Source organism: Salinivibrio kushneri (assembly GCF_005280275.1).
Classification (GTDB): Bacteria; Pseudomonadota; Gammaproteobacteria; order Enterobacterales; family Vibrionaceae; genus Salinivibrio; species Salinivibrio kushneri.
Genome location: NZ_CP040021.1, coordinates 1,191,953 through 1,208,319, shown reverse-complemented (window position 1 = coordinate 1,208,319; position 16,367 = coordinate 1,191,953). Strand labels below are relative to the sequence as shown.

Sequence of the window (16,367 nt, the reverse complement as noted above, 5' to 3'; positions counted from 1 at the left end):
GGCTTGAAAAAGTGAACGACTGCCCACATAACTGTCGTATATAGAAATGGATTGTTAACCCAACCGGGAGAACGTTATGAACGATCGTATCGTTTCGCACAGCCAGTCACAGCAGAGTGCGTTATCTACAAACAAAGTGCTACGTAATACGTATGCACTGCTATCGATGACACTGATCACCAGTGCTATCGCGGCCTTTATCGCTATCGCTGTCGGCATCGGCCCAATGATGTCGCTAGGTATGACCCTAGGTGCGTTGGCGATCGTGTTCTTTGTGCTACCACGCACCATGAACTCCTCTGCCGGTATTGTATGGACCTTCGTGTTCACCGGCCTTTTAGGTGCCTCTTTAGGCCCAACGCTGACCTACTACTTGAGCCTATCTAGCGGCCCAGGGATTGTGATGCAGGCGCTCGCCACCACAGGTATGGTGTTCCTAGGCCTATCGGCATATGCCATTACCTCTAAGAAAGATTTCTCTTTCATGGGTGGTTTCTTGGTTGCCGGTGTGATTGCCCTTCTAGTGGCAATGGTCGCGAACATCTTCTTGCAGATCCCAGCGCTGAGTCTGGCAATCAGCACTATCGCGGTACTGATTTTCTCAGCCTTTATTCTGTATGACACCAGCAACATCATTAATGGCGGCGAGACCAACTACATCCGCGCCACCGTGTCGCTGTATTTGAACATCTTCAACATCTTCGTTCACATGCTAAGCATTCTTGGCTTTATGAACGACGACTAACCCCCAAGGTTTAGTCAGTAGCACACACAAAGAGCCGGCACGCGCCGGCTTTTTTTATGGCTGCGTTTTTTATCCCTAAAAGCGTGTGATTGCAAAGCGCACCCACTCAGTGCGGCGCGCCACATCCCGCACGGTGAACGCCAGTTGCACTCGCCCTCCCTGCTCGCTATGCTTTGCAGCCTTAATCAAAGCGATAACGTCCGGTCAGATGACGAACAAAGGTAAGACTATGCTGGTGTATGAAGGTGAAACCATTGCGACGGATGCGCAAGGGTTTTTAAAAAATGTGGACGATTGGCACGAAGCCCTAGTGCCGCTGCTTGCCGAACAAGAAAACATTGCGCTGACCGAGGCACACTGGGAAGTGATTCACTTTGTCCGCCATTTTTATCAAGAGTACAACACCTCACCGGCGGTGCGTTTGTTGGTTAAGTCGATGGAAAAAGAATATGGCCCAGAAAAAGGCAACAGCAAGTACTTGTTTAAGCTGTTCCCGAAAGGCCCAGCCAAACAGGCCACCAAGCTGGCAGGCTTACCCAAGCCCGCTAAATGCCTCTAGTGATCGAGGCCGACAAGTCTCGAGGCCGATAAATCAAGCGCCGCCACACCCTCGCGGCGCATGTAACGATTGGCACTAGGCTCTATGTTATTGAGACCTGTTATTAAGACGCTATAAGATGGCGAACCCATCAACGGCGCGCCATTCCGCTCCTTCTTTGTCAACTTGATCGACGCCTGCTGTCGGTGGCCCTTTATCTAACCACGTCATTAACGCGTCCACTGACTCCTCGCGGCCACAGGCCAATACCTCAACGCGACCATCCGGCAGATTTTTCGCGTATCCGGTCAATGAAAGCTTTAACGCTTCATGGGCGGTGTGATAACGAAAGCCAACCCCCTGAACGTGACCTGTGACATAGGCTTTGACACATTTTTGAGACATCTGTCACCTCTGCTATATTCCCATTGCAAAACGACACCTGTATAACGCTACATGAGACAAGTCGTTTGACAGGATGGCGTCATGAAAGAAGTTGCGTTTCGATGGATTGATAAATACTTTATCCACCTTCGGCTACAAGAAAAATTTTACCTTATCTTTTTCCTCCCCTTGCTCGCAATGGTTGTGATTGCGCTTACCTTGGATGCTGCTTCGGATACCCGTGTGGCACACAAAATGGAAGCGGAAGGTCAAGCCATTCAAGCCATGGTTGAAAAATACGACCTCCCGAAAGGCGAGGTGCAAACCTTACTCAATAACCAGCAAACCGGTTTTACGTTTAATGGCAATGAGCTTGCCTACCAAGTCGACGGCTCGCTGTTTAGCCATATGAGTGCCACCGATTGGAGCCTGCTCCTTGGTATGATTCTGGTGATTGCGGTGCTGATTTACTACATCATGACCTTTATTGGCGGTGCGATGTACACCATGAACCAAGCTTTATTAAAGCTAGCAGAGGGTGAACTGAGTTACCGAATGAACTTTATCCCTGTTCGTGATGAGTTTAGCCAAATTGCCGTTACTATCGATAAAGTGCTCGAGCGCGAGCAAAACTTGGTGAAGGCGATCCAGGAAAGCGCGGAAATGATGGATGGTCTGTCCTCCAGTCTGCAGCAGCGTAGCGATGAAAGTGAAGCCTTGGGTGAGAGTCAGCGCCAGTATCTTGATTCACTGGCCAGTTCCACCGAAGAAATGGCCGGCTCGATTCGCGAAGTAGCCAGCCATGCCACGGACACCTCGACCCAAACGCAAGAGGCCACCGAGGCGGCAAACCAGGGGCGTCAGCAAGTTCAACAAACCATGAGCGCGATTAACGGCCTTGCCGCTGAAATTGCCCAAGCGGCAGATAAAGTCAGCGAGCTGAGCAAAAACGCCGAGCAAATTGGCACCGTGGTAACCACCATCAATGGCATCAGTGAACAAACCAACTTGTTGGCCCTTAACGCCGCAATTGAAGCGGCACGTGCCGGTGAGCAAGGCCGCGGCTTTGCCGTGGTGGCCGATGAAGTACGCACACTGGCCAGTCGCACCCAAGAGTCCACGGTAGATATTCAGTCGATGATTGAGTCACTGCAAACGCATACCGCGGAGCTGCGCCGGGTGATGGAAGGCACGGTTGAAAATGCGTCGTCCAGTGAAGCGGCGGTGCAGGAAATTGATACCGAAATTAGCCAAATCGCTGAGCGCAGTGGCACCATTGCCGATCGCAGCACCGAGATTGCTGCCGCTGCTGAACAGCAAGGCAATGTCGCGGGTACGATTTCGCAAGATGTGGAGCAAGTACGCAGCCAGTCTACCCAGGTTGCCCAAATGCTGCGTGACTCCGCCACTGAAGTGAGCGAGCTGGGCGCACAGGCGCATCAATTAAAAACTTTAGTGGCAGGGCTTCGCACCTAATTCCTTGGTCTACCCCCCTCACGCTTGTTATCACGCGCCCTTCTCTGGGCGCGTTTTTATTGCAATGTCACTCACCTTGCTCGACAATACCCGCCCTTTTTTTCTTGAGCCGCAAGTCACGTCATGATGCAGGTGCCCCACTCAGCATTTTGACGTGTTTTGCACCACCCATTGTTAGGAACCATCATGACTGCCACTGTGTATCTCGCCAAAGGCCGCGATAAATCCATCAAACGCCGCCATCCTTGGATTTTCTCACGCGGGATCACCCGCGTGGAAGGCAAGCCCGGACTAGGTGACACTGTCACGGTTTGTGACTATCAAGGCGAGTTTTTAGGCATGGGGGCATTTTCGCCGCAATCACAAATTCGGGTACGCATGTGGTGCTTTGAAAAAACCGCCATCGACAGTGACTTTTTCCTTGCCCGTATTCGTGCGGCAAAATCGCTACGTACCATGCTCGCTAAACGTGATGGCTTAACCGGATACCGCCTCTTGGCCGCTGAGTCAGACGGTGTGCCCGGTATTACCGTGGATAAATACGATAACTACTTGGTGTGCCAATTGCTCAGCGCCGGCGCGGATGCCCAACGCGATAACCTAGTCACCGCGCTACGCAGCGAATTTCCTGACTGCCATATTTACGAGCGCTCGGATGTGGCGATTCGTAAGAAAGAAGGCCTCAAGCCTCGCGTGGGAGTGTTACACGGTGAGGAGCCGCCGGCCACTGTCACCATAGAAGAAAACGGCGTGGCGATTGAGGTCGATATTGCTAACGGCCATAAAACCGGTTTTTACCTCGACCAACGTGATAGCCGCGAACAAGCGGTGAAATACATGGATGGCAAACGCGTCTTAAACTGCTTTTGCTATACGGGCGGCTTTGGCTTGTATGCGCAAAAAGGCAATGCCAAACACGTCACTAATGTCGATGTGTCGCAGCCGGCGCTCGATAGAGCCAAAGCCAATGCGGCGCGAAACGGCTTTGATCTCACGCGTGCTGAGTTTATTAATGCCGATGTGTTCAAGCTGCTGCGCACTTATCGCGAACAAGGTGAACGCTTTGATGTGATTGTGATGGACCCACCGAAGTTTGCCGAGTCGAAATCCCAACTGAACGGTGCATGCCGTGGTTACAAAGATATTAACATGCTCGCCATGCAGCTGCTGAATCCAGGCGGTGTGCTGCTCAGCTACTCTTGCTCGGGCTTAATGGATACGGGCCTGTTCCAAAAGATACTGGCAGATGCCGCCTTGGATGCGGGTAAAAACGTACAATTTATCGAGCGCTTTACACAAGCTGCCGACCACCCCACTCACAGTGCCTACCCAGAAGGGTTTTATCTGAAAGGCTTTGCTTGTCTGGTGCAATAAGCCGCAAGCGGTATCGCACATTTTGTGGTAGTAGGCGACTTATGTCGTCTTCTGCCCTAGACACTTTTGTCTAGCCCCTCTACTGTATTTAGAGAGTCAGCATTTGTAGAGCGAGCAACAGGAGTGTGTGAATGCTCAGTCCCATTAAACCACAAGATGAAAAGCAACGTTTAAAAAGGCTGGAAGAAACAGGCCTGCTCGATAGCGAAGACGAAGAGCGTTTTGACCGCATCACACGTTTAGCGAAACGTTTATTCAACGTCCCGATCGCCCTCGTGAGTTTAATCGACAACGATCGTCAGTGGTTTAAATCCTGTTTTGGCCTGACTGTGCGCGAAACCTCCCGCGATATTTCTTTTTGCGGCCATGCCATTTTGGGGGATCAACCCTTTGTGGTGAAAGACGCCAGCCTCGATCCACGTTTCGCCGATAATCCCCTCGTTGCGGGCGATCCACATATTCGCTTTTATGCGGGACATCCGCTTTCTCTCAGTGATGGCACCAATGTCGGCACACTGTGTGTCATTGATACTCAACCTAGGCGCTTTAGCCAAGAAGACTTGCGCTTTTTAAACGATCTGGCGCTACTGGCGGAAAGCGAGTTGTCATCGGCTCAGACAGCCTATACCGATAGTCTTACCGGTATCTCTAATCGACGCGGTTTTATGCAACTGGCGAGCCGAGCAGTGCAGCATTGCCAGTCGATTAATGCCCCCTATTCATTGGCGTTTTTGGATTTAAATAACTTTAAAGCGATTAATGATACCTATGGCCATGCTGAAGGGGATATAGCGTTGTCCCATATGGCTAACTTGCTGCGCGCCAATATGCGCGAATCGGATGTGTTTGCGCGGTTTGGTGGCGATGAGTTTGTGGTGTTTCTTTACGGTGCTGGCCGCCAAGAAGCAAAAAACGCACTCGAGCGCTTTGCGGGCGTGGTTGAGCAATTTAATCGGATTAATCGCCATACCTACCCCCTTTCATTTAGCCAAGGGATTGCAAACAGCTCGGCCACCTCGCACCGCAGTTTAGATGACTTGTTGGATGAAGCGGATACCAAGATGTCTCAACAAAAAAATGCCAAGGTGTAGGCCACCGGCGGTACTGATTGCCTCACCTTGCTTTGCGTTGAGCCATGCTCATCGTTTACTAAAAGTCTGACCGACTACGAAGCGGATAGTGCAGAGGCAATGGCCTCCAAACTGCTCGGATCATCGATCGTCGAGGGGACTTGATAAGACTCACCATCCGCCATTTGGCGAATAATGCGACGCAAAATTTTACCTGAGCGTGTTTTGGGTAACTTATCGACGATAACCGCCTGTTTAAAGCAAGCAATCGCGCCAATTTGATCCCGCACACGCTGCACCAATGCCTGTTCGATCTCGCCACTCACAGAGACAAAACCGTCTTTCAGTACCACCAAACCGATCGGTAATTGGCCTTTAAGCTCATCGTGCATGCCTACTACCGCACACTCGGCGACCGCTTCATGACTGCCTAACACCTCTTCCATTTCGCCGGTCGATAAACGATGACCCGCGACGTTAATCACATCATCAATCCGTCCCATCACAAACACGTAGCCATCTTCGTCCATGTAGCCGCCATCACCGGAGACATAATAACCGGGGAACTGGCTGAGGTAGCCGGCTTCAAAACGATCGTGGTTGCGCCACACCGTCGGCAGGCAGCTGGGTGGCAGAGGGCGCTTTACGGCAATGTATCCTTGCTGGTTTGGCGCCGCCAGTTCGCCCATTTCATCAAGGATCTGCACTTGATAGCCAGGGCTTGGCATGGTTGCCGAGCCGGGCTTGGTCGCAAAGCAGGTTAATCCCAATGGATTGCCCGCAATCGCCCAGCCAGTTTCGGTTTGCCACCAGTGATCCACCACGGGTCGCTGGGTCTTTTCTTCCACCCACTCCAATGTGGGCGGGTCAAGCCGCTCACCCGCCATAAACACCGTGCGTAAGGATGTCATCGGATAACGCGCAAGGTGCTCACCGTTTGGATCTTGCTTTTTAATCGCCCGAAAGGCGGTAGGCGCCGAGAATAAAATGCTGACGTTATACTCATCACACACGCGCCAAAACGCACCCGCATCCGGTGTGCCGACGGGCTTGCCTTCAAACATCACCGTGGTGCAGCCATGTAGCAAAGGGGCATAGACAATATACGAGTGCCCTACCACCCAGCCGACATCCGACGCGGCCCAAAACACCTCGCCGGGTTTGACGTTATAAATCGCGCTCATGCTGTACTTCATCGCCACCGCGTGACCGCCATTATCACGCACTACGCCTTTGGGTTTGCCCGTGGTGCCGGAGGTATAAAGGATATATAAGGGATCCGTAGCATTAACAGGCACCGGCGGCGCAGGCGTTGCTTCAGCTAATAGCGCCGCCCAGTCGGCATCACGTGGATTGTCTAAATGGGCACGACACATCGCACGCTGATAGACCACCACATGATTGGGTTTGTAGCGACTGTCCATGATGGCCTGATCAACCATCGGCTTATAGGCCAAGGTTTTCGCGCCCTCGATGCCGCATGAGGCGGTGAGCACCACTTTAGGCTCCGCATCTTCAATCCGTACGGCCAGCTCGTTCGGGGCAAAGCCACCAAACACCACCGAATGGATTGCCCCAAGCCGTGCGCAAGCGAGCATCGCTACGGTTGCTTCTGGGATCATAGGCATATAAATCACCACCCGATCCCCCTTTTCAATCCCTAGCCCTGCCAGCATCCCCGCCACTTTCGCCACGTAGTCACGCAGCGCCGCATAGGTATAAGTGGTTTTTTTATCGGTAACCGGTGAGTCGTAAATCAGCGCGGTTTGTTCGCCCCGACCTTGTTCGACATGGGCATCAAGCGCCATATACGCGGTGTTCATGGTGCCATCGGCAAACCAGCGCTCAATGCCATTATCGTCTTTGCTGAGAATGGTTTGTGGAAAGGTAAACCAATCAAGCTGTTTGGCCTGCGCCTGCCAAAACCCCTCGGGATCGCGGCTGGCCCAATCCGCATGGTGTTGGTAACTGGCTTCTTGCATAAGCGGCTCCTTATCGCCCGCTATCAGCGAGCGATGAGTTAGCAAGCAACGTGTTGAGAACGTGCTTAGTTAATCACAAACAGCGACATAAATTCGTGCACCGGGGTTTTTTCCAGCGCGGCCTGATCGCTACACAAGGCGGCAATTTTATCGCTCTGTGCTTGCGGGAAACGGGTCGCCAAGTTGGAGCGGAATTTTTGCTCCAGTACGGGGATCCCTTCTTCACGGCGGCGGCGATGACCAATCGGGTATTCCACTGCGACTTGTTCAGTGTGGCTGCCATCGGTAAAGAAGATTTGGATCGCATTGGCAATCGAGCGCTTGTCATCTTCTAGGTATTCCGCGCTATAGCGTGGGTCTTCTTTGATCACCATTTTTTGCCGTAGCGCGTCAATACGCGGATCGGCGTGATGGAAGGCATCTTCGTAGTGCTCGGCCACCAAGTTACCGTATAGTAGCGGTACTGCCACCATGTATTGCAGGCAGTGGTCACGGTCAGCCGGGTTAGCCAATTCCCCTTCTTTAGAAATGATGCGAATGGCGGATTCATGGGTGGTGATTTCAATACGTTCAATCTCATCCACGCGGTCTTTCATCTGTGAATGCAAGGTCACCGCCGCTTCTACCGCAGTTTGGGCATGAAACTCTGCTGGGAAGGAGATCTTGAACAGCACGTTTTCCATCACATAGCTGGCAAAGTCTTGTTTGACACTAAAAGCGTTGCCGTTAAATAGCACATCGTAATAACCCCACTTAGGTGCGCTGAGCACCGACGGCAAGCCCATTTCACCTTTCATGGTGATCATCGCCAAGCGCACCGCACGGGAGGTGGCATCGCCCGCCGCCCATGATTTGCGTGAACCGGCGTTCGGCGCATGGCGGTAGGTGCGCAGCGCACAACCATCCACCCAAGCTTGTGAAACGGCATCAATGATCTGGTCACGATTACCGCCCAGCATTTTGGTGACCACTGCCGTCGACGCCACGCGCACCAATAAAACGTGATCGAGCCCGACGCGATTAAAGCTATTTTCAAGGGCGAGCACGCCTTGGATTTCATGTGCTTTGATCATCGCCGTCAATACATCGCGCATGGTGAGTGGTGGTTTGCCTTCGGCCACGGCCACGCGGCTTAAGTAATCGGCGGTGGCCAAAATTCCACCTAGGTTATCAGATGGATGGCCCCATTCGGCGGCAAGCCAAGTATCGTTAAAATCGAGCCAGCGAATAATACAACCGATGTTAAACGCCGCGGTGACCGGATCAAGCTCGTGAGAGGTGCCCGGCACCCGCGCCCCATGCCGTACTGTGGTGCCCGGCACCAGTGGCCCCAGGTGTTTGGTACATTCAGGGAAACGTAGCGCCAGCAAGCCACAGCCAAGGGTATCCATCAAACAGTTGCGTGCGGTGTTGTAGGCCTCTGCCGAAGCAATCGGCGTGCTATCGACATAGTCAGCGATTTGCACCAATAAGGCATCAGGGTCAGGGCGCTGGTTCAGTTCTACGTTGTTGCTCATGGTCAATTCCTTCTGTAATTTCAATCGGGTAAATGCGCGCTAATTAGGGGCGCTGATCGATGGGTAGCCAATCTTGGTGTTCAGGGCCGTCGTAATCGGCACTTGGGCGAATAATGCGGTTATTAGCGCGCTGCTCAAACACATGCGCCGCCCAGCCCGTTACTCGGCTCATCACAAAAATCGGGGTAAATAACTTGGTCGGGATCCCCATAAAGTGATAGGCCGATGCGTGATAAAAATCGGCATTAGGGAACAAGCCTTTTTCGCGCTTCATCACCTGCTCAACCCGCTCAGACACGTCATATAACCAAGCATCCGGTGCGTTTTCGGCAAGCTGTTTCGACCAATGCTTAATAAGCGCATTGCGGGGGTCTGACTCACGGTAAATCGCATGGCCAAAGCCCATCACTTTGTCTTTATTGGCGAGCATTTGCATTAACCCTGCTTCAGCTTCGTCAGGCGTGCGCCACTGTTCTAGCATCGCCATCGCCGCTTCATTGGCACCGCCATGCAATGGGCCGCGCAAACTGCCGATGGCGGCGGTAATGCAAGAGTGCAAATCGGACAAGGTGGAGGCGCACACACGGGCAGTAAAGGTCGAGGCATTGAACTCATGCTCGGCATACAGCACCAGCGAGCAATGCATCACAGATTCATGCAGTGGCGACGGCGTTTCATCAGTGAGCATTTTCAGGAAGTAACCGCCAATGCTTTTCACCTCTGGCTGATAGGTATCGACCCGCACGCCATCATGCGAGTAGCGGTACCAATAGCAGATAATGGCCGGTAACATCGCCAACAGCGTATCGGTTTTATCCGTTTGCTCACTAAAATCGGTTTCTTGATCCAAATTACCCAGCATCGAGCAGCCAGTACGCATCACATCCATGGGGTGCGCATTGGCCGGGATCCGTTCCAGCACCGCTTTTAAAGCGTCAGGTAATCCCCGCTTGCCAACCAAGATTTCTGTGTAGTCGGCCAGTGCTTGGCGATTGGGAAGTTGACCCTTGAGTAGCAGGTACGCCACCTCCTCAAATTGGGCGTGATTGGCTAAATCGGTAATGTCATAACCCCGGTAGGTTAATCCAGTGCCGGTTTGCCCGACCGTACACAAGGCGGTGGTGCCGGCACTTTGGCCACGCAGGCCTGCGCCAGAGGTTGGTTTCTCGTTAGGTGCGACGGCGACATTTGTCATGATTGGCTCCTTTCCTTTGATGCCATCAGATTCAACCGCTGCATGAATCCGTGAACGTGATGATAATTCCAGTGGTGTAACCGACGTTTTCACACCGTGGGTGTGCGTCTGTGATCACTCTTTGCCAAATAGGCGATCCAATTGCTGTTCGTAGGCGTGATACCCCAAGAAGTCATAGAGCGCATCACGGGTTTGCATGGCGTCGACCACGTTTTTCTGGTGGCCATCCTCCAGCAGGTGTTGATACACATTGAGGGCGGCTTGATTCATGGCGCGAAATGCAGAGAGCGGATACAACACCATGCTGACCCCCACGCTCGCTAGTTCTTGACTGGAAAACAGTGGGGTTTGACCAAACTCGGTGATATTCGCCAGCACCGGCACCTTTACTTGCTCGACAAAGGCTTGGTACTGCTCGAGCGTTTGCATGGCTTCGGGGAAAATCATGTCCGCACCCGCTTCTACGTACGCTCTGGCGCGGGCGACGGCACTGTCCATGCCTTCCACCGCCAACGCATCGGTGCGCGCCATGATCACAAACTCAGGATCAGTGCGCGCGTCCACCGCGGCTTTAATGCGGTCGACCATTTCAGCTTGGCTGACAATTTCTTTGTTGGGACGATGACCGCAGCGCTTTTGCGCCACTTGATCTTCCATATGCACCGCGCCCGCGCCAGCCCGTTCCATTTCACGAACGGTACGGGCAATATTGAGCGCACCGCCAAAACCGGTATCAATGTCCACCAGCAAGGGCACGTCGGTTGCTGCGGTGATCCGGCGCACATCTTCCAACACATCATTAAGCGTGGTGATCCCCAAATCCGGTAAGCCATAAGAGGCATTAGCAATCCCGCCTCCTGACAGGTAAATGGCTTGATGCCCTACTCGCTCTGCCATCATGGCGCAATAGGGGTTAATGGTGCCGACGACTTGCAGCGGAATATTGCTGCGCACCGCTTGGCGAAAACGTGCACCTGCACTCATCGTATTCTCCTTATAAATTCGTGGCTTAGCGGGGCTCACCACCGCACTATTTTTAATTCGTCAGTGACTATTCAATCTGCTATTTACTATTCAATCTGCTATTCGCTGTTCAATCAGTTGGCGGCTGCGCTGAATGTGACGACGCATCAGCATTTCCGCCAGCTCGGCATCGCGCTCGCGAATTGCCGCCAAAATTTGCATGTGCTCTTGCAGCGCTTGCTGGGGGCGAGAATGCGCCCGGGGCGATTGAAAGCGGTACATACGCAGCAAGTGGTATAACTCACCACATAACAGGTTGATCAGTTTCTGGTTATGGCTGGCTTTGATGATGCAATAATGAAAATCAAAGTCGCCTTGTTGATGAAAGTAGGCCGCCCCCTCCACCCGCTCGATATAGGCATGGTGGGTGGCGAGCACCTCACTTAACTGATCGATCTCGACATCGGTGATGTGCGCGCACGCCAGTCTTGCCGCCATGCCTTCTAAGGCTTCTCGCACTGCATAGATCTCGGCTAATTGGCGATGTGTCAGCGTCACCACTCTCGCGCCCACATGAGGCACCCGCTCTACCAGTCCTAAGGCTTCGACCCGCATCATCGCCTCGCGCAGTGGACCTCGGCTGACGCCAAACGCGGCGGCTAATCCCGCTTCCGATACCTTGGTGCCTGCTGGATAGGTGCCGGTGACAATCGCCTCGATAAGCTGCTCGGTCAGGCTCGCTGACTTGGTGGGCTCACGTGACTCAGCCGGAGTCGATTGCGTGTGTTGGTCGAGAGCCTGGTTATTTGTCGACAATAAAGACATAAATACCGCCTAAAAACTTTAATACAGCCAGAATAGAACAAGATTGTAGACAATGTAGATTAGACTTTGGTCTGTAGCGACGCACTTTTATCGTGATCAAAACCACAACGTAAATGATAATGTACGCATTGGATTGTTATTCACTTGTTATCAAACAGGTGTTTGACTCGACCTATTCAACCAACAGCGTATGGTATAGCGGTCGTTTTAATAGGGATAGAACGCAAATATGGATAAAAATCATTCCAAGCGTGAAAACGCACTCGCGCTGCTTATCGGTAGCAGTTTGGTGTCACTCGGCATCTTCTTTTTCAACCAAGTGGGATTACTGACCGGCGGCACTGCTGGGTTGGCGCTGTTTTTACAACGGGTCACTGACTTCAGTTTTGGTGAGCTTTTCTTCGTGATTAACCTGCCTTTTTATTGGCTCGCCTACACCCAAATGGGTAAACGCTTTACCTTAAGTACCTTGGTTGCGGTCAGTATCGTCTCATTCGGTGCGGATCATCTAAGCGCCGTATTAATCATCAATAGCATCCATCCTGTGTATGCGGCGCTGTTTGGCGGTGGGTTAATTGGCATGGGCATGTTAGTGATGTTCCGCCATCAGTGTAGTTTGGGTGGATTTAACACCTTGGCATTGTTCTTACAGCAACGGTTTGGTATCCGCGCCGGCAAAGTACAAATGGCACTGGATTGCTCGATTGTGGTGTTGTCGCTGATGATCGTTGACCCATGGCTGATTGCCTTATCTGTCGCCGCGGCGATTACCACCAACCTCGTGCTCGCCATGAACCACAAGCCTGGGCGCTATCAAGTCCAGCCTCCTTCAACAGCATAATAGCTGTCGACCTGTGAGAGGTGGATGTCCGCCTCTCTTTTCAACCACTTCCTCTGCGACACCTTGTTCCCAATCGTGACGATAGTGCATCGACATCTAAATGCGAATCACTCTTACAATTGATTGCTGCACATGCTAAATTTCGCGTTTTGATCGCCTATCATAAAGGAGTGTTGATGAACGCGGCCGATCCTAGCGTTGATGTGTTAAGCCTGCCCACCACGGTTGCACTCGCCCCTTTCCCTTCTGCTTTAGGCTTGTCTGTGATCCCTGATGATGTAGTGGGCACGTCACTTCAAGAACAGCTCACGACTGAGCACGGATTGACGCAGTGTTTTTCCGCCGTCAACGCCACCTATGGCGACGCAGATAACCGCGCCCAAGGCACGCTCTTTATCGGCGCTTATGCCTATGAATTTTTGCTGCCCGTGCTGGCTAGCTGGCTCCTGGGCGGACAACTCCCCTCGCTAGATTTAGATAATTGGCAGGTCAAATACCAGCCTACCCGCGTCACCAAACCGAATGGCGAGGAGCTGGTTTATCACAAACCACATTTTTACCTCAATGCCTTGATTGGCTGGAAACAGCCAGCGGCAGAAGATTGGCAGGCTATTTTGCACGGCGCGTTGTTACGCCACTTTTCGCCGATCGTCGATGCGGTTGCCGAGCAAAGTGGTATGCGTGAAGGGCCACTTTGGAAAGTGGTTGCCGATTCAATCTGTATTGCCTTTTTGATGGTGGGTAAACATCGTGATTGTGAGCAGGCCGTGCGTGAAGCCGCGCTGTCGATCGTCCATCAACGCGGCACCCCACTTTATAGCAAGCGCAGTGGCTTTCACGATGTCACCGTCTACGATCCGAATGACACCCAAACTGTGCTGCAAACCCACAGCTTCCGTTTGCGCGGTGGCTGCTGTCGGATTTTTACCGTCGATGATCACAGTTATTGCTCAACCTGCTGCTTTTTAAAGCCGGACGAACAAGCTAAACGCCTCGCGGAAGTCGCGTGTCAGCGTGAAGGCGTGGCGCTGGACTCGCAGCCTCGCTAACTCAGTGCCACATCGACCCAGACAAGACGATGATCGGAGTGAGCACGCGCGTTTTCTTGGCCGTTTTTATCACAAATCAGTGGGTAGTCGGCATCATCAGACGCCGGCCAAAATACGCCAGAGGCTTGCACCGCTAGCTCTCGCGAAGGTAGGACGTAATCGAGGCGTAACCCACCGTTATGGGTAGCGATGGCCCGCCCTTTCCCTTCGATAAAGCGGAACGCATGAAACTGTGCCGCGTCACTTTTTGGTACCTGCGCCCCAACTGCCACCTCTGGATGCACCCGCGGATGGTGAAGCAAGGCGCCAATGGCTTGCTTGTCCCCATCACCATAGCTCGGATCCGCATTTAAATCGCCAATCACCACAAACGGTGTCTCAGGAGAAAGCCCGCCGTGAGCGCCCCTGTCGTCCACCAGCCAATCGGCATTATCCAAAAGGCCAATCAGTTGGTGAATTTCATCACTGTTGCGCCGCCAGTTACGCTTTTCTGGCCCATCAAACACCGGCGGCGTGGGATGACAGGCCACCACCTGTATTCGTTTATCACCAACCAAAATCGGCACTGACACCAAGTTTTTCGAGGCGAGGCGTAACGCCGTTTGTGCCTGTTCGGTGTAGTACTCCGCGGGAATTTGATGCTGAGGAAGCTGATACCACGCGAAGTCTTGCCACGTGCGAATCGCCGCATCGTCGAGAGGGTAACGCGATAAAATCACATAACCAAACTGGCCATGATAGTCGCCAAAGCCATGACATTGCTGGGCTCGATTTAATCGTTGATGCATGCTGACCGGCACCGTGAGTTTTAACCCCGTGTTGGTGGCGGGTAAATAGCGATACGGATAATCAATCGGCGTGTCACCGTGTTGCGATTCGGCCAAGTGACGCTCACAAAATGCAGCGATCGCCCCATCATCACCGCCATCGCCTGGATGATCGAATTCGCAAAGCACCACCACATCGGGGCGCACCCGCTGTAAGGTTGCGGCGAGATTTTTAATTTGTCGGCTGGGGGCAGACGCTAGCATCTTTGCTTTAATGTCACCAGCCTGACGCCCGGCTAGAGAGAGGTTGAATTGCGCGAACCTAAGGGTAAAAGGTGTTGTCATGACATCCCACGAGTAAGCTAAAAGGCGAGCTATTTTAACAAGCTATCAAGGGCGCGACGAATTTGCCGCGCATCGTCCTCTGCTCGATGCGGCGTCGGCCCCAATGCCTCCATTTCGCGACTAAAATCGCGCCGATCCAGATCGCTGTGCTTTTTTAGCCATTGATTCACCTCCATTAAGGTGAATGAGGGACGCATATAGCAGGCTTTATAAAGTCGCCCCATCCAGAACAGATCCCATTGGCTATCGCACAATACATGTTCAAAGGGGGCAAGGGTCTGGTTGAGATGCTGGCATACTTCAAGAACACTGATCCCTTCGCTAAAAAGACGTTCACGCGAGATCCCATGAATTCGGGTTTCAGCTTCATTGTCCCAGTGGTGCCAGTGTCCACTGGCGGTGGAAGGGTCAATCAAAAAACTATGGCTGTCACCACTTGGTAACACGTACCCGACCTCAATCGGGTAAGACACTAACGACAAACCGGATGCTTCAAAATCCAGTGTCACCCACATACGCGTACTCCTTGCTCATAAACACTCCTGCATGACTAGGCACTTCCATTGCCTGATTACCTAACTGTAGCCTTTTTGTTGCTACTTGGATGGGTTGTCGCGCTACTTTTGCGTGCTTGATTAACAAGTGGGTGAAAAAATAGATTTTATTTCATGTGCTTGGCTATTTTTTTATTGATAATGTGATAATTCTGACAAGTGACCGTCGGAGTTTGTCAGTTAGGCGCTATATTTCATCGCCGGATTGATTTAGGCTTCGGTAAATGCTGCGGTAGGCAGTTTGATAGCAACCACCTTGTTAACGAGGGATAATGGGTATGAAGCAAACGTCTCGGACCATGCTTGCGCGTAAACACGTCGCGTTAGTGGCGCACGATCACTACAAAAACGCCTTGAGCGAGTGGGTACAAGAAAATAAAGAGATACTGAGTCAGCATGAGCTGTATGCCACCGGCACCACCGGGCATATTCTTGCGCGAGAAACCGGATTAAAAATCACCCCGTTAATCAGTGGCCCCATGGGCGGTGACCAGCAACTCGGGGCGATGATTTCTGAACAAAAAATTGATGCGATGATTTTCTTTTGGGATCCGCTCAATGCCGTGCCACACGACCCGGATGTCAAAGCGCTACTCCGCGTAAGCACGGTTTGGAATATTCCCGTTGCCACCAATCGCTCAACCGCACGCTTTCTGATCACGTCGCCGCTATTTGGCCAGGAGGTGGATGTTCAAATCCCTGATTACCAAGCGTACTTAGACGAGCGTTTGTGATCTTTTAC

16 protein-coding genes are annotated in these 16,367 nt (G+C 52.4%); 8 read left to right on the top strand and 8 right to left on the bottom strand.

Going from position 1 to position 16,367, the window contains the following annotated elements:
* Nucleotides 1–76 precede the first annotated feature (76 nt).
* Entirely contained in the window at nt 77–745 is a 669-nt protein-coding gene (locus FCN78_RS05760; RefSeq protein ID WP_046073363.1) for a Bax inhibitor-1/YccA family protein, read from the top strand.
* A gap of 229 nt (nt 746–974) precedes the next feature.
* Complete coding sequence (locus FCN78_RS05755; RefSeq protein ID WP_077659536.1) at nt 975–1,304, top strand: TusE/DsrC/DsvC family sulfur relay protein; 330 nt, start codon at nt 975–977, stop codon at nt 1,302–1,304.
* Nucleotides 1,305–1,415: 111 nt separating this feature from the next.
* On the opposite strand, the gene yccX is transcribed toward FCN78_RS05755, so the two are convergent.
* The gene (gene yccX, locus FCN78_RS05750; RefSeq protein ID WP_069362831.1) at nt 1,416–1,688 is read right to left on the bottom strand and encodes an acylphosphatase; all 273 of its coding nucleotides are present in this window, start codon (nt 1,686–1,688) and stop codon (nt 1,416–1,418) included.
* 81 nt (nt 1,689–1,769) lie between these two features.
* Between yccX and FCN78_RS05745 the strand changes: the two genes are divergently transcribed.
* The 3 genes from FCN78_RS05745 to FCN78_RS05735 all read left to right on the top strand — a co-directional run bounded on the left by FCN78_RS05745 (nt 1,770) and on the right by FCN78_RS05735 (nt 5,608).
* On the top strand, nt 1,770–3,143 hold the full coding sequence (locus FCN78_RS05745) for a methyl-accepting chemotaxis protein (protein WP_077659535.1): 1,374 nt from the start codon (nt 1,770–1,772) through the stop codon (nt 3,141–3,143).
* Nucleotides 3,144–3,329: 186 nt separating this feature from the next.
* Nucleotides 3,330–4,517, top strand: a complete 1,188-nt coding sequence (locus FCN78_RS05740) for a class I SAM-dependent methyltransferase (RefSeq protein ID WP_077659534.1) — start codon at nt 3,330–3,332, stop codon at nt 4,515–4,517.
* A gap of 131 nt (nt 4,518–4,648) precedes the next feature.
* The gene (locus tag FCN78_RS05735; RefSeq protein ID WP_077659533.1) at nt 4,649–5,608 is read left to right on the top strand and encodes a sensor domain-containing diguanylate cyclase; all 960 of its coding nucleotides are present in this window, start codon (nt 4,649–4,651) and stop codon (nt 5,606–5,608) included.
* Nucleotides 5,609–5,682: 74 nt separating this feature from the next.
* Here FCN78_RS05735 and FCN78_RS05730 read toward each other — a convergent pair whose 3' ends face one another.
* From FCN78_RS05730 to FCN78_RS05710, 5 genes are all read right to left on the bottom strand, one after another.
* Nucleotides 5,683–7,569: a propionyl-CoA synthetase gene (locus FCN78_RS05730; RefSeq protein WP_077659532.1), complete on the bottom strand. Its 1,887-nt coding sequence runs from the start codon at nt 7,567–7,569 to the stop codon at nt 5,683–5,685.
* 65 nt (nt 7,570–7,634) lie between these two features.
* Nucleotides 7,635–9,086 (bottom strand): bifunctional 2-methylcitrate dehydratase/aconitate hydratase, encoded by a 1,452-nt coding sequence (locus tag FCN78_RS05725; RefSeq protein ID WP_077659531.1) that lies wholly within the window; start codon nt 9,084–9,086, stop codon nt 7,635–7,637.
* Between the two features lie 43 nt (nt 9,087–9,129).
* Nucleotides 9,130–10,281 carry a bifunctional 2-methylcitrate synthase/citrate synthase gene (gene prpC, locus FCN78_RS05720; RefSeq protein ID WP_077659530.1) on the bottom strand — a complete coding sequence of 384 codons (1,152 nt, stop codon included), beginning with the start codon at nt 10,279–10,281 and terminating at the stop codon, nt 9,130–9,132.
* A gap of 114 nt (nt 10,282–10,395) precedes the next feature.
* The gene (prpB, locus tag FCN78_RS05715) at nt 10,396–11,265 is read right to left on the bottom strand and encodes a methylisocitrate lyase (RefSeq protein WP_077659529.1); all 870 of its coding nucleotides are present in this window, start codon (nt 11,263–11,265) and stop codon (nt 10,396–10,398) included.
* Between the two features lie 90 nt (nt 11,266–11,355).
* Nucleotides 11,356–12,069: a GntR family transcriptional regulator gene (locus FCN78_RS05710; protein WP_077659528.1), complete on the bottom strand. Its 714-nt coding sequence runs from the start codon at nt 12,067–12,069 to the stop codon at nt 11,356–11,358.
* Between the two features lie 229 nt (nt 12,070–12,298).
* On the opposite strand from FCN78_RS05710, the gene FCN78_RS05705 reads away from it, so the two are divergent.
* Nucleotides 12,299–12,910: a DUF6198 family protein gene (locus tag FCN78_RS05705; protein WP_077659527.1), complete on the top strand. Its 612-nt coding sequence runs from the start codon at nt 12,299–12,301 to the stop codon at nt 12,908–12,910.
* A gap of 176 nt (nt 12,911–13,086) precedes the next feature.
* A complete protein-coding gene (locus tag FCN78_RS05700) occupies nt 13,087–13,959 on the top strand; it encodes a (2Fe-2S)-binding protein (RefSeq protein ID WP_077659526.1) in 873 nt (290 codons plus the stop codon).
* On the opposite strand, the gene FCN78_RS05695 is transcribed toward FCN78_RS05700, so the two are convergent.
* Nucleotides 13,956–15,071: an endonuclease/exonuclease/phosphatase family protein gene (locus FCN78_RS05695; RefSeq protein WP_077659525.1), complete on the bottom strand. Its 1,116-nt coding sequence runs from the start codon at nt 15,069–15,071 to the stop codon at nt 13,956–13,958. The two genes, FCN78_RS05700 and FCN78_RS05695, sit on opposite strands and share 4 nt — an antisense overlap.
* A gap of 29 nt (nt 15,072–15,100) precedes the next feature.
* A complete protein-coding gene (locus tag FCN78_RS05690) occupies nt 15,101–15,586 on the bottom strand; it encodes a 3'-5' exonuclease family protein (protein WP_069362819.1) in 486 nt (161 codons plus the stop codon).
* 317 nt (nt 15,587–15,903) lie between these two features.
* On the opposite strand from FCN78_RS05690, the gene FCN78_RS05685 reads away from it, so the two are divergent.
* A complete protein-coding gene (locus tag FCN78_RS05685; protein ID WP_046073377.1) occupies nt 15,904–16,359 on the top strand; it encodes a methylglyoxal synthase in 456 nt (151 codons plus the stop codon).
* Nucleotides 16,360–16,367: the final 8 nt, after the last annotated feature.

Bases quoted from the DNA above. Each gene is read 5' to 3' on its own strand.
- FCN78_RS05760 (WP_046073363.1), top strand. From the start codon at position 77: ATGAACGATCGTATCGTTTCGCACAGCCAGTCACAGCAGAGTGCGTTA.
- FCN78_RS05755 (WP_077659536.1), top strand. From the start codon at position 975: ATGCTGGTGTATGAAGGTGAAACCATTGCGACGGATGCGCAAGGGTTT.
- yccX (WP_069362831.1), bottom strand. From the start codon at position 1,688: ATGTCTCAAAAATGTGTCAAAGCCTATGTCACAGGTCACGTTCAGGGG.
- FCN78_RS05745 (WP_077659535.1), top strand. From the start codon at position 1,770: ATGAAAGAAGTTGCGTTTCGATGGATTGATAAATACTTTATCCACCTT.
- FCN78_RS05740 (WP_077659534.1), top strand. From the start codon at position 3,330: ATGACTGCCACTGTGTATCTCGCCAAAGGCCGCGATAAATCCATCAAA.
- FCN78_RS05735 (WP_077659533.1), top strand. From the start codon at position 4,649: ATGCTCAGTCCCATTAAACCACAAGATGAAAAGCAACGTTTAAAAAGG.
- FCN78_RS05730 (WP_077659532.1), bottom strand. From the start codon at position 7,569: ATGCAAGAAGCCAGTTACCAACACCATGCGGATTGGGCCAGCCGCGAT.
- FCN78_RS05725 (WP_077659531.1), bottom strand. From the start codon at position 9,086: ATGAGCAACAACGTAGAACTGAACCAGCGCCCTGACCCTGATGCCTTA.
- prpC (WP_077659530.1), bottom strand. From the start codon at position 10,281: ATGACAAATGTCGCCGTCGCACCTAACGAGAAACCAACCTCTGGCGCA.
- prpB (WP_077659529.1), bottom strand. From the start codon at position 11,265: ATGAGTGCAGGTGCACGTTTTCGCCAAGCGGTGCGCAGCAATATTCCG.
- FCN78_RS05710 (WP_077659528.1), bottom strand. From the start codon at position 12,069: ATGTCTTTATTGTCGACAAATAACCAGGCTCTCGACCAACACACGCAA.
- FCN78_RS05705 (WP_077659527.1), top strand. From the start codon at position 12,299: ATGGATAAAAATCATTCCAAGCGTGAAAACGCACTCGCGCTGCTTATC.
- FCN78_RS05700 (WP_077659526.1), top strand. From the start codon at position 13,087: ATGAACGCGGCCGATCCTAGCGTTGATGTGTTAAGCCTGCCCACCACG.
- FCN78_RS05695 (WP_077659525.1), bottom strand. From the start codon at position 15,071: ATGACAACACCTTTTACCCTTAGGTTCGCGCAATTCAACCTCTCTCTA.
- FCN78_RS05690 (WP_069362819.1), bottom strand. From the start codon at position 15,586: ATGTGGGTGACACTGGATTTTGAAGCATCCGGTTTGTCGTTAGTGTCT.
- FCN78_RS05685 (WP_046073377.1), top strand. From the start codon at position 15,904: ATGAAGCAAACGTCTCGGACCATGCTTGCGCGTAAACACGTCGCGTTA.